Genomic DNA, 12147 nt, shown 5'->3' with positions numbered 1-12147 from the left:
GGGCGGGTTTAGCCGCCGAGTCGGGTCTTGATCAGTCCGCTCACTTGTCCCATGTCGGTGCGGCCTTGCACTTTGGGCTTTAGCCATGTCATGACTTTGCCCATATCGCGCACGGATGCCGCGCCAGTTTCGGTAATGGCTTGCTGGAGAAGGGTATCCAGTTCGGCCTCAGTGAGTTGTTGGGGAAGGTAGCTCTGAATGATACCTACCTCAAACACTTCCTGATCAACAAGGTCAGTACGGCCTGCATCACTGTACTGGCGGATGGATTCCCGGCGTTGTTTGGTCATTTTGTCCAACACTGCCAGCACGGCAGCATCGTCCATCTCGACGCGGGTATCCACTTCCTGCTGTTTGATGGCAGCCAGTATCAGACGGATTACACCCAGTTGCGCTTTTTCATGCGCACGCATGGCTGTTTTCATGTCTTCGGTGAGGCGTGCCTTGAGGAGGCTCATTAGTACAGACGCACGCGACGGTTCAAGTCGCGGGAAATGCGCTTGAGGTTGCGTTTGACGGCAGCAGCACGCATACGCTTGCGCACAGAGGTAGGCTTTTCATAGAATTCGCGTGCGCGGACGTCAGCTACAACGCCAGCTTTTTCACAGGTGCGCTTGAAACGGCGCAGGGCAACTTCGAAAGGCTCGGTATCACGTACTTTTACACTAGGCATACAAATCTGTCTCAAATCCACAATTGAGTAAAGCGCGAGATTATACTCACCTGCCAGCTAAATGCAAAACATTCAGGAGGTTTTGTCGTTTTCTCCGACAAACTCACCGTAAAGGATCAAAGAATGATCCTTGATGTGAAAATTATGCTGGCGGGCGAGTTCACGCTGGCGTTGTTCGATGATTTCGTCATAAAACTCAACAACCTTGCCGGTTTTGACGCAAACCATGTGGTCGTGATGTTCCTCAGTGGCGAGTTCAAACACGGCTTGCCCACCTTCAAAATGGTGGCGATTCACCAAACCAGCCGCTTCAAATTGGGTCAGTACACGATAAACCGTGGCGAGGCCAATTTCTTCACCATTGCCGATGAGCGACTTGTAAATGTCTTCGGCGCTGAGGTGGTGTTCATGGGAATTGCTTAACAAGTCGAGGATTTTAACCCGTGGTTGGGTAATCTTTAATCCGGCGCGTTTAATATCCTTCTCTTCCACTCTGCACTCTCCATCCTGAATAGTCTATTATGATGCCCATGTTTACTTTGGACGATACAAGACTAACATGATAAAGCCTATCATTTCACTTACCCTTGGTGCGGTTCTGCTGCTGGGGGGCTGTAGCTCTTATAAAATGGAAATCCAGCAAGGTAATTACATTAGCCGTGAAGAACTGGCGATGGTCAAACCTGGCATGAGTGCAGCTCAGGTGCAGGAAACGCTGGGAACACCATTGCTGGTGGATGATTTCCACAAAAATCGCTGGGATTATGTCTTTTACCTGAAAGCGCCGGATGGCAGTGTGCAACGTAGCAGCGTCACGGTGTTTTTCCAGAATGGTGTGGTGCAGAATATCCGTAATGATGCAGCGCCTGTGGTGGTAGCGCCGAAATAATTAAAGCCACTTCCACAGATAATAGATGTACTGCCCTTCTGATGATTTGGAAGGGCCCTGTATGACGGCGGGGAAACGTTTGGGGTCGTTTTCGGCAGCGTCTATCGCTTCCTGTTCGCTGGCATACGCGGTGATACAACTGGCGGGGAAGCGGTTGCGGCTGGGCTTGAATTTGGGCATGTAAACGGTCGCATACACGGTTTGTGAAACGCCGCTTCCCGATGGGTCGGGCGGAACCATGCCGTGCATCAGGAATCCCCCGTGCTGTCAGCGTCACCACCGCCTTTTTTCATGTTTTTACCCTCGGCAGCCCGCTGCTTGCGCACGGCTTTGGGGTCAGCAATCAGGGGGCGGTAGATTTCGATGCGGTCACGTTCGCGTAATGGCGCATCCAGCTTCGCCAGCTTGCCGAATACGCCTGCTTCCAGGGTATCCAGCGTGAGTTCCGGGTAGTGTTCCAGAATGCCGGAGGCTTGAATGCCGTCGCGGATGCTTGCGCCATCCGGTACCTGTGCCGTCATGATCAACTGTTCGTGCGGCAAAGGGTAGACGACTTCGATGTGTAGGGTGTCAGTGGTTGCCATAAACGGTTTTCGCCCTTTGAACAAATGAGTCAACCAGTGTGTTGGCGATTTGGTTGAAGACCGGGCCAATCACTAGGCTCAGAATCTTGCTGGAAAATTCAAAATTCAGATCCAGCGAAACTTTGCAGGCATCGGCCTTGAGTTCGTCAAAACGCCAGAAGCCGTGCAAATGCTGAAATGGCCCATCAATCAAGCGCATTTCAATGGTTTTGTTGTGTTGCAGGCGATTGAGGGTGGTGAACTGCTTGTTCACTGCCCCTTTGGCAATTTCGACGGTAGCCTTCACCTGATCGGCATCGCGTTGGTGCTCCACCGCAGTCCTGCACCAGGGCAGAAATTGCGGGTAAAGGCTGATGCCATCAACCAGTTGGTACATTTGCGCGGCGCTGTAAGGCACCAAGGCACTGCGGCTAATATGCGCCATCCGCTTAGTTCGCGGGTGCGGCCGGGGCTGGCGTAGCCGCCGCAGGAGCCGGAGCTGTAGGTGTTGCCGCCGTAGTGGCAGGTGCTGGCGTCGGAGCCGCTGCGGCGGTTGGTTCAAACACGCTAAAGCCTTCCGGCAAGCTGAAATCTGCATCGGCGAGGGCGTCTTTTGCCAAGCCACTCAACTCACTGCGCGGGCCGTCGGGTAATGCCTGAATGCGCAGTGCCAAACCTTCCTTGTGCAGGCTGGCGGAACCTTCTGTCGGCGGGGTGGCTCCCTGTGCTTTGGCGGACTCTGCGGCAATGTTGTCCATGTATTCAAACATGCTGACGAGCATGGTGTGATCGGCTTCGTCCATGCCACTCTTGCTGGCGATACAGACATCACGCACGGCTTTGTCATCCATTTTGACGGTGGAAATAGTGCATTCCATGCCTTGAATGGTTTCCTTGCGCTCGGTTTTTTCCATCTTGATCGCCGGTGGCGGCGCTTTCATAGCGGCTTCGCTTTGCTGGATGCGTTCTTCGAGTGCTTTGCGCTGATCTTCCGGCATGGAGGCCATTTGTTTTTTCATGTCCTCCTTGAATTGGTTTTGCATTTCGACCACTTTGGTCATGCGTTCGCGGATTTTGTCAGGCGTGGTTTCGATGAACTGTTTGGTTTTGGTGTTGATGGTGTACAGCATTTTTTTGCTGTTGTCGTACAGGGAGTAAATGTCGCTGCCGACTTCGCCCATGCGCACTTTGTCACCGTGAATCTGGATAACGGTCTGGCGATCCTGCGGGGCAAAGCCGGTATCGGTGTAGGTCAGTTTGGTGTCAGCGTTAGCAGTGCTGACAGCGCCTACAGAAACAGCCGCTATCAAACAGCGTGACAAAAAATTATGATGCATTTTCAACTCCATGTTTTTCTGAGCAGTCAAGCAGGGCTTGAAGCCTCGCTAACGGTAAACCTTCATTAAAACGAACTGTTACATAAGGTTCGTTATCCTGCAATGGTTTGTAATGAGTTAATTGCTGATGCAGTACAGCAATATCCGCATCCGATGCGTCATTTCCAGCCTGTTGGCGCTGTAAAATATTGCTTTCCAGTTGCGCAGGTGTTGCCTCGAAATGCAGGATCAGAAAGGTAAGTTGCCTGTCGCGTGCCAGTTGCTGGAAACGGTGGCGCTGTGCTGGTTGCAGGAAGGTAGCATCCACTACCACTGAATAGCCGCTTTGCAGTGCCAGCGTTGCCAGTTCCACCAGTCGGTCGTAAGTGCGGGTATTCATCGCGGCGCTGTAGAGGTGTTGTGCTGAGCCGCTGTAGTGGCGCTTGCGTTCCACATCCGAACGTAGCTGGATGCAGCCCAGTTGCTCCACCACCTCACGGCAAGCCCAGGATTTGCCCGAGCCACTTAAGCCGTGGGTAATCAGCAAGGCAGGTTGCCGGGCATGGGTATACGTTTCGGCAAGTGTTAGGTAGCGGTCGCATTGTTGCAGGCAGGCGGCGCGTTCGGCAGTATCCTCAAGCTGACTGAGGCGCAAGGCATGGACTTTGGCGCGTACCATCGCCCGGTATGCTTGATAAAAGTTGAGCAGTGGCAAAGCTGCGTAATCACCGCTTTCTGTCAGCCACGTATTCAGCAGCCGATGTGCCCACGCGGGTTTGCCCCGGTCGTGCAAATCCATTAGCAGGAAGGCGACATCACTGGCGGTGTCGATCCAGCGCAAGGCTTCACTAAACTCGATCCCGTCGAAAAAAGTGATTTCAGCGTCAATCAGGGCTATATTCCCCAAGTGTAAGTCACCGTGGCAGGCGCGGATGTACCCGCTTTGCTGGCGGTGCAAGAGCCGCTCATGCCGTTGGGCATAGGTTTGTTGCGTCCAGTCCTCCAGTGGTGCTAGGCGTTTCAGTACGTGTTCCCCGTGCAGGTGCTGGCGCAAGGAGAGGAAATTTTGCAGCATGGGCGCAAGAACGTTCGCCGGTAAACCCCGTTCACTGGTGGCAGGTGCTACTTCGGCCTGCTGGTGAAAGCGGGCAAGGCGGGTAGCGAGCTCATCCATCTGTTCCAGCGGCAGCAGATTGGCTGACAGCAGGCAATCCAGTTGTTGGGAGGGATCGAACTGGCGCATTTTGACTGCATATTCGACGACATCCGCGCTGGTTTTGGCGGTGGCTGACCCTAGGCGGTAAGTGCCGTCAACCAGTAAAATGGGCAGGACATCCAAATACAGTTTGGGAGCGAAGCGGCGGTTGAGACGCAGTTCTTCCTCGCAAAAATGCTGCCTGTCAGCCAGTTGGGTGAAGTCGAGAAACCCGAAATTGACCGGCTTTTTTATCTTGTAAGCGAACTCGCCAGTCAGGAAGACGGTCGATATGTGGGTGTGAATTACTTGTATATTGTATGTTGTATGTGGGTAGAATGCGGTGTTACGCATCGCCTCCCACAGAGTGTCAGATGTGTGTGAGGACATGCCATGTCTCTATATATGACCCGAAAATATAAGCATAGCAGGAAAATAGTTTGAGTCAGGAAGTAAAACAGGAATCGTCAGCACGGCGTTTCTTTAAAGGGCTATGGGTTACCTTCGCGCTGTTTGGGCGGGTATTCCGCATTCTGCTGCTGGTAGCCCTAGTGCTGGGTTTACTGCTGGGTATTGTGTATACCTTGGATCTGGATGAAAAAGTCCGCGACCAGTTTGAAGGCAGGCGCTGGGAATTGCCCGCACGGGTATTTGCTCGTCCGCTGGATATGTACGAAGGCCAGCAATTATATGCGGATCACCTTGAAGAAGAGCTTAAATTGCTCAATTACCGTGCCATCGACAAGCCTGTCGAAACCGGGCAATACCAGCGTCAAGGCAATAAATTCGTCATTAATACCCGTGGTTTCCAGTTTGCTGACGATAAAGAACCGGCGCGTAGCATCAAAATCAATGTTGCTAACGGCAAAATTGCCTCCTTGGCGTATGCGGATGGCAAAAACCCGCTGGACTTGATGCGACTGGAGCCTGTGCTGATCGGTAATTTCTACCCCCGTAAAAATGAAGACCGGGTATTGGTGCGCCAGAAAGATGTGCCCCCACTATTAGTGGGGGGGTTGGTCGCCGTTGAAGACAGGAAGTTTTATGAACACCAGGGTGTTAACCCCATGGCGATTGCCCGGGCAATGGTGGCTAACCTGAAAGCAGGTCACACCGTGCAAGGCGGTAGTACCCTGACGCAGCAGTTAGTGAAAAACTTCTACCTGACCAGTGAGCGTAGCTGGCATCGCAAAATCAAGGAGGCCACCATGGCTTTCTTACTGGAAATGCGTTACACCAAGCAAGACATCATGGAAGCCTACCTGAATGAAATTCATCTGGGTCAGGACGGCGACCGCGCTATTCACGGTTTCGGGCTGGCAGCACAGTTTTATTTCAATCGTCCGGTGTGGGAGCTGAAACCCGACCAGATCGCCTTGCTGATTGGCTTGGCAAAAGGTGCGGGCTATTACGACCCCCGTTTGCATCCTGACCGTGCGTTGGAGCGCCGTAATCTGGTGCTGCAAGTCATGCTCACTGAAAAGGCCATTACCCAGGCTGCTTACACAGAATCCATTGCGCAGCCGCTGGGTGTTAGTGAGAAAAAGCCTTCTGGTAACAGCCCTTTCCCTGCGTATCTGGATCTGGTGCGCCAGCAGTTGCAGCGCGACTACAAGGAAGAGGATGTACGCAGCCAAGGCTTGATGATTTTCACGGCGATGGATCCTATCGTCCAGTTAACGGCTGAAACTATCCTGCAAAATCGGGTGGGGCGGCTGGAACGCGCTCAGCGCATCCCCAAAGGCAAGCTGAATGGTGCGCTTATTATCAGCAGCGTACAGGGTGGCGAAGTCATGGCCTTGGTGGGAAGTCGCGATGTGCGTTATGCCGGTTATAACCGTGCTTTAACCGCACAGCGCCAGATCGGTTCACTCGTGAAGCCAGCCATTTATTTGGCAGCACTGGAAAACCCCAAAAAATACAATCTGGCAACCCGTATCAGTGACGGCCCGGTGACAGTCAAGTTGGGCTCCAAAAAGTATTGGCAGCCGCAAAATTACGACCGGGGCAACATGGGTGCTGTGACCTTGCTGAAAGCCATCACGTTGTCCCGCAACACCCCGGCAGTGCGTGTCGGTGTCGGTGTCGGTCTGGACAAGGTCGTGCGAACCTTGCATGACTTGGGCATTGGTGGTGACATACCCGCTTACCCGTCGATTTTGCTGGGTGCTTTGGAAATGTCACCCATCGACGTGCAGCAAATGTACCAAACGATTGCCGCAGGTGGTTCGTATTCGCCGCTGAAAGCCATCCGCAGCGTGATGAACCCGCATGGGCAAGTCCTGACCCGTTACCCCTTGACGGTGAAACAGGTTGCCAGCCCTGAAGCGGCTGATTTACTGATTTATGCGATGAATCAGGTAACAGAGGTGGGAACAGCTAAAGAATTGAGCTCAACCTTGCCAAGCTGGAAAAAAGTGGCGGGCAAAACCGGTACAACCAACGACAAAAAAGATAGCTGGTTTGCTGGTTTTTCCGGTCAGCACGTCGTAACGGTCTGGGTAGGGCGTGACGATAACAAACCCACCAATCTGACAGGCGGCACAGGCGCATTGAAAGTTTGGGCGGATTTGTTCAAGGTGTTACCGACCAAACCGCTTCAGGTCGCTAATTCGTCGCGTTTGGTCTGGGTCGATGTTGATCAGTCTACCGGGTTGCGGTTCAATCCGGCCTGTGGCAAAGCCATACGCACGCCTTTTATCAAAGGTACACAGCCTCAGCAAATGAGTTACTGCGAACCGCCAGTATCTGCTGATCCTGTCGCACCTGAGCCTGCTACCGCCGCCCCGCTGCCACCGGCAGCAGCACCGGTGGTGGTGGCGGCTCCGGCAAAGAAAAAGGCTGATTCATCTGGTTGGATCGATGACTTAATGCAATGAGATATAGAAGAGTAAACATGACACTAATTCCACGTAATACCGTCATCCTCAGTGTCGTGCTGACAGGTCTTCTGTCAGCTTGTTCCCCCAATCCCGCCGTTTTGCAGGATCGGGTCTACGGTAGTCGCGCCATTCCGGCGCCATCACCCGCGAGAACGGTGCCTGCCAAACCAGTTACCAGTGCTCCGCCCAAAGCAGCACCTGCCCCTACGGTCAGCACTGTGGTTATTAATAAGCCAGTGCAAGTGCCACCGCCAGCACCCAAACAAGCACCGCCGGAGGTCATTGTTGTGCCAGAGCCTGCTGCCCAGGCAGCCCCCGTCGTTTCTTCCCCCAAGGTGTACAAGTCTTCCCCAGCCGTGCAGGCACTGGTGAAACAGGCCGATGCCGACGTTGCCAAAGGTAATCTCGACAATGCAGCGGGTACGCTGGAACGTGCCTTGCGTATCGAAGCAGACAACCCCGATTTGTGGATGAAACTCGCCAAGATCAATGAGCAGCAAGGCAAGCACGACCAAGCCGTCAGCATGGTGGGTAAGGCGCAAGCTTACCGGGAGCAGCTCAATTAGTTCACCCGCTGCCATTCAGTCAGCGCTGGATTTGCCTGATTTATTGGGTGATGCTGGCCCGTTTGCTGGGCTGATTGAAGGTTTTCAAGCCCGGCCGCAACAGCAGGCCATGTTGAAAGCGGTGCAAGTCATTATGCAGACCCAAGGAACGGCAGTGATTGAAGCCGGTACGGGTGTAGGTAAAACCTTTGCTTACCTTGCACCTGCCTTGCTGTGTGACGAGCGCGTGATCATTTCCACCGGCAGTAAAACCCTGCAAGACCAGCTTTACCACAAAGATTTGCCACTGGTGCGCAAGGCGCTGAAAAGTGCGGCCAAAACAGCCCTGCTAAAAGGCCGTGCCAATTACCTGTGCCTGCATCGCCTGAAAACCACGCTGGACGAAGGCCGCTTGCCTGACCGCAAAAGCGTTACTTGGCTGCACCGCATCCGCGACTGGTCGGAGTTGACCAGTAAGGGCGATATTGCCGAGCTGTCAGCCGTTCCGCACGATGCTGAAATCTGGGGGCGGGTCACGTCCAACACCGAGAATTGTCTGGGTGCAGACTGCGGTGATTATCAGGAATGTTACGTGGTCAAAGCCCGGCGTGCCGCGCAGGAAGCCGATCTGGTGGTCGTCAATCATCACCTGTTTTTCGCGGACATGGCGCTCAAGGAAGAAGGCTTTGGTGAATTGCTGCCACTCGCCAACGTGGTGGTGCTGGATGAGGCGCATCAGTTGCCGGAAATCGCTTCCACCTTTTTCAGTGATAGCTTTAGCAGCCGCCAGTTGCACGACTGGAAGCGCGACACTGTGGTGGAGGCGTTGGAAAACGCGTCCGATATGCCCCAAATCCGCGAATTTCTGGATCGACTGGAAAAAGCGGTGCTGGATTTGCGGCTGGCTATGGATACGCCGGGGCAACGTGCGCCGTGGGCACGCATCAGCCACAAGCCTGCAATTGCCGAGCACATGAAAGCGCTGGATGATTGCATGAAAGATTTGGCGGCTTTGCTGGAACACGCGGCGGAGCGTAGCAAGGGTTTGCAGTCGTGTTATGAGCGCTTGCTGGAGCAGCAGGCACGGCTGGGGCGTTTGCACAATCCGCCAGCGGATAGCGTGCAGTGGTTTGAAACCTTTACCCGTGGCTTTGCGATTACCACTACGCCGCTGGATGTTTCCGTGCCGTTCAAAAAGTGTATGGATGAGTTGCCGTGTAGCTGGGTGATGACCTCCGCGACGCTGGCAGTCGGGCAGTCGTTTGAGCATTTTAATCAGCGTATGGGGCTGGATAAGGCGACGACCTTGCAGCTCGACAGTCCGTTTGATTACTGGCACAACTCGTTGCTGTATTTGCCTGCGGGGTTGCCGGAGCCGCAAGACCGCGATTTTGTGTCTGCACTGGTAGAGGCGGCGATTCCAGTGATCGAGGCATGTGGTGGGCGCACGTTTATGTTGTTTACCAGCTACCGGGCGCTGCATGAGGCGGCGGAATTGCTGCAAGATCGTTTTGAGTATCCATTGCTGATTCAAGGCGAATCACCGCAGCGTGACATGATCGAACGCTTTCGCGAGCTGGGCAATGCGGTGTTGCTGGGCACGGCGAGTTTCTGGGAAGGCGTGGATGTGCGCGGTGAAGCCCTGAGTTGCGTGATTATCGACAAGCTGCCCTTTGCTGCGCCGAATGACCCGGTGATGGAAGCGCGGCTGGAGAGTATCCGCAAGCGTGGCGGCAATCCTTTCGGGGAATACCAGATTCCACAGGCGGTGATTACTTTGAAGCAGGGTGTCGGGCGGCTGATCCGTGACCAGCAGGATCGTGGGGTGTTGATGATTTGCGACATTCGCCTGCGTACCCGTAGTTACGGCAAGACTTTCCTCGACAGTTTGCCGCGTATGCCGCGTACCCAGAAGCTGGAAATTGTCGAACGTTTTTTTGCTGGAAATTTGAATGAAACTGCTAGCCCTTGATACCTCTACCGAAGCCTGTTCTGCCGCTGTCTACGCGGATGGCGTGACGTTTTGCGAATTTGAACTGACCCCGCGTGCGCATACTCAACTGATTCTGCCGATGGTAGAAAAAGTGTTGGCAGCGGCTGGCCTGCGTTTACAGGACGTGGATGCGCTGGCTATTGGCTGTGGCCCTGGCGCGTTTACCGGTATTCGTATCGGTGTGGGTGTGGCGCAAGGCTTGGCGATGGCGGCAGATAAGCCGGTGATTCCGCTTTCGACCTTGGCGGCGTTGGCGCAACAAGCCAGTGTGCAGCATGGCGCGATGCAAGTGCTGGTGGCGTTGGATGCGCGGATGGGTGAAGTCTACTGGGGGCAATACGCTTTGCAGGACGGGCTGATGCAGTTGCAGGGCGAAGAGCAGGTCTGCGCTCCGGCGGATGCGCCTTTGCCAGAAGGTGACGGTTGGTTTGCTATCGGGCATGGCTGGTCGGCTTATGCGGATGCCTTGCAAGCGCGGTTTGGCGCGAAGCTAGGCGGAACTGATACCGCTTCACTGCCAGCCGCCGAATTCATGCTGCCGCTGGCGCTTGCCGCATGGCAGGCGGGCAGGGCAGTAGCGCCGGAAGAGGCACAGCCGGTTTACCTGCGTAACAAGATTGCTTTGACTACGCAGGAACGGCTGGCCAACAAGCCTTAACGGTTTTGGGATAGCTTATCTACCCACAGCGCCGTACCGCCAGCCACGCCGACTGGCATGGCGAAGAAATTCACGACGGGAATCGCTGTCATCAGCGACAGTAGCCAGCCGAACCCCAGTGCTTCACCCCGATTTTTCTTCAGTGCGACCAACTCATCCTTGAAAAATAGGTTGTGGTTGCCCATCGGGTAGTCGGCGTATTCAATCGCCAGCATCCACGCGCCAAACAGTGTCCACGCCACGGGTGAGATAATGTTGATGCCGGGAATCACGGTCAGGATTAGTACCAGCACGAACCACTTGCCCATGTACCACAGCTTGCCAAGTTCACTGCGAAAAGTGCGCACAATCAGCGCGGGCAGGCTTTTGTAACCCTCAAACTCAGGCACGGGCAGGCCGTTGAGGCGGGCTTCGACCCGTTCCGCCAACACCGAGTTGAAGGGTGCTGCCAAGATATTGGCCACTATTGAAAATACGTAGAACACCACGAAGAAAATCAACACGGCAAATATCGGCCACAGTAACCATTCCAGCCATGTCAGCCAGCTTGGTAGCAGGCGCGTCATCCAGTAGTCGAGTTGGGACTTTGCCAGCCAAATACCGCCAGAAAACAACACGATGTTGATCAGCAGCGGTACGACTACAAACGGGCGGATGCCTTTTTGCGTGATGAGTGACAGGCCGCGCAAGACGCAGCCAAACCCTTTGAACAATCCCGTTATCATTATGTGTTTTTCCTTGTGTAATGCGGTGGCTATACTGTAGCGCATTTACCGAGCCGTTTTAAGTTAAGGAGTTTTAACGATGTCCTCTTTCATGCAAGCAATGAATTTCCGCCATGCCTGTAAAAAGTTTGATCCGGCGCGGCAGATTCCTGCTGATGCATTCCAGCAGATTCTGGAATTCGGGCGGTTGTCGCCATCGTCTTTTGGTATGGAACACTGGCATTTTGTGGTGGTACAAACCCCGGCGTTGCGTGAGAAATTGCGCGAAGCTTGCTGGAGCCAACCGCAGATTACCGAAAGCAGCCATGCGGTGGTGATTTTGGCGAAAACCGCCGCCGTGGAGCCGGGCAGTGAATACGTGCAGCGTTTGTTCGGGCGACGTGGTTTGCCAGCCGAGGCGGAACAGGCATATCTGGCACGTTACGCTGCGCACAATGACAGCGAAATCAAACCGTATATCAATACCTTCGCGTGGAGTTCCAAGCAGTGCTATCTCGCGTTGGCGAACATGATGACGGGTGCTGCCAGCATGGGGATTGATTCCTGCCCGATTGAAGGTTTCTCGAAATCGGGTGTGGAAACATTGCTGGGTATTGATACCAGCCAGTATGGCGTTGCTGTCATCGTGACCTTTGGCTACCGTGCTGGAGAACAGATACCCAAGCTGCGCCAGCCGTTGGCGGATATGGTGGAATACCGTTGATCTGA

Annotated in this window: 15 protein-coding genes; 6 read left to right on the top strand and 9 right to left on the bottom strand. The window is 54.2% G+C overall.

Going from position 1 to position 12147, the window contains the following annotated elements:
* Positions 1-8: 8 nt before the first annotated feature.
* From J9253_RS11485 to fur, 3 genes are all read right to left on the bottom strand, one after another.
* The gene (locus tag J9253_RS11485; protein ID WP_028490128.1) at positions 9-458 is read right to left on the bottom strand and encodes a GatB/YqeY domain-containing protein; all 450 of its coding nucleotides are present in this window, start codon (positions 456-458) and stop codon (positions 9-11) included.
* Positions 458-673, bottom strand: a complete 216-nt coding sequence (gene rpsU / locus J9253_RS11480) for a 30S ribosomal protein S21 (protein ID WP_028490129.1) — start codon at positions 671-673, stop codon at positions 458-460. The genes J9253_RS11485 and rpsU overlap by 1 nt, the downstream gene beginning before the upstream one ends.
* Before the next feature lie 72 nt (positions 674-745).
* The gene (gene fur / locus J9253_RS11475; RefSeq protein ID WP_210221121.1) at positions 746-1165 is read right to left on the bottom strand and encodes a ferric iron uptake transcriptional regulator; all 420 of its coding nucleotides are present in this window, start codon (positions 1163-1165) and stop codon (positions 746-748) included.
* Between the two features lie 67 nt (positions 1166-1232).
* On the opposite strand from fur, the gene J9253_RS11470 reads away from it, so the two are divergent.
* Positions 1233-1562: an outer membrane protein assembly factor BamE gene (locus J9253_RS11470; protein ID WP_210221120.1), complete on the top strand. Its 330-nt coding sequence runs from the start codon at positions 1233-1235 to the stop codon at positions 1560-1562.
* On the opposite strand, the gene J9253_RS11465 is transcribed toward J9253_RS11470, so the two are convergent.
* The 5 genes from J9253_RS11465 to J9253_RS11445 are packed head-to-tail and all read right to left on the bottom strand — an operon-like array spanning position 1563 to position 5026.
* Positions 1563-1811: a hypothetical protein gene (locus tag J9253_RS11465; protein ID WP_210221119.1), complete on the bottom strand. Its 249-nt coding sequence runs from the start codon at positions 1809-1811 to the stop codon at positions 1563-1565.
* Complete coding sequence (locus J9253_RS11460) at positions 1811-2146, bottom strand: RnfH family protein (RefSeq protein WP_210221118.1); 336 nt, start codon at positions 2144-2146, stop codon at positions 1811-1813. The genes J9253_RS11465 and J9253_RS11460 overlap by 1 nt, the downstream gene beginning before the upstream one ends.
* The gene (locus J9253_RS11455) at positions 2133-2570 is read right to left on the bottom strand and encodes a type II toxin-antitoxin system RatA family toxin (RefSeq protein WP_210221117.1); all 438 of its coding nucleotides are present in this window, start codon (positions 2568-2570) and stop codon (positions 2133-2135) included. Before J9253_RS11455 ends, J9253_RS11460 begins: the two co-directional genes overlap by 14 nt.
* 4 nt (positions 2571-2574) lie before the next feature.
* A complete protein-coding gene (locus tag J9253_RS11450; protein ID WP_210221116.1) occupies positions 2575-3462 on the bottom strand; it encodes a hypothetical protein in 888 nt (295 codons plus the stop codon).
* Positions 3452-5026 (bottom strand): bifunctional aminoglycoside phosphotransferase/ATP-binding protein, encoded by a 1575-nt coding sequence (locus J9253_RS11445; protein ID WP_210221115.1) that lies wholly within the window; start codon positions 5024-5026, stop codon positions 3452-3454. The genes J9253_RS11450 and J9253_RS11445 overlap by 11 nt, the downstream gene beginning before the upstream one ends.
* Before the next feature lie 50 nt (positions 5027-5076).
* Between J9253_RS11445 and mrcB the strand changes: the two genes are divergently transcribed.
* The 4 genes from mrcB to tsaB are packed head-to-tail and all read left to right on the top strand — an operon-like array spanning position 5077 to position 10714.
* Positions 5077-7515, top strand: coding sequence for a penicillin-binding protein 1B (gene mrcB / locus J9253_RS11440; RefSeq protein WP_210221114.1), 2439 nt, complete (start codon positions 5077-5079; stop codon positions 7513-7515).
* Positions 7516-7532: 17 nt separating this feature from the next.
* The gene (locus J9253_RS11435; RefSeq protein ID WP_210221113.1) at positions 7533-8084 is read left to right on the top strand and encodes a tetratricopeptide repeat protein; all 552 of its coding nucleotides are present in this window, start codon (positions 7533-7535) and stop codon (positions 8082-8084) included.
* Entirely contained in the window at positions 8008-10035 is a 2028-nt protein-coding gene (locus J9253_RS11430; RefSeq protein ID WP_228291361.1) for an ATP-dependent DNA helicase, read from the top strand. Before J9253_RS11435 ends, J9253_RS11430 begins: the two co-directional genes overlap by 77 nt.
* Positions 10016-10714, top strand: a complete 699-nt coding sequence (gene tsaB, locus J9253_RS11425; protein ID WP_210221112.1) for a tRNA (adenosine(37)-N6)-threonylcarbamoyltransferase complex dimerization subunit type 1 TsaB — start codon at positions 10016-10018, stop codon at positions 10712-10714. Before J9253_RS11430 ends, tsaB begins: the two co-directional genes overlap by 20 nt.
* On the opposite strand, the gene cysZ is transcribed toward tsaB, so the two are convergent.
* Entirely contained in the window at positions 10711-11439 is a 729-nt protein-coding gene (cysZ, locus tag J9253_RS11420) for a sulfate transporter CysZ (RefSeq protein ID WP_210221111.1), read from the bottom strand. The two genes, tsaB and cysZ, sit on opposite strands and share 4 nt — an antisense overlap.
* 79 nt (positions 11440-11518) lie before the next feature.
* Between cysZ and J9253_RS11415 the strand changes: the two genes are divergently transcribed.
* Complete coding sequence (locus tag J9253_RS11415; RefSeq protein ID WP_210221110.1) at positions 11519-12142, top strand: NAD(P)H-dependent oxidoreductase; 624 nt, start codon at positions 11519-11521, stop codon at positions 12140-12142.
* Positions 12143-12147 lie beyond the last annotated feature (5 nt).

Source organism: Thiothrix litoralis, from assembly GCF_017901135.1.
Classification (GTDB): domain Bacteria; phylum Pseudomonadota; class Gammaproteobacteria; order Thiotrichales; family Thiotrichaceae; genus Thiothrix; species Thiothrix litoralis.
Note: the sequence above shows the minus strand (reverse complement) of the source record. Positions and strands in the feature narration are given on the sequence as shown.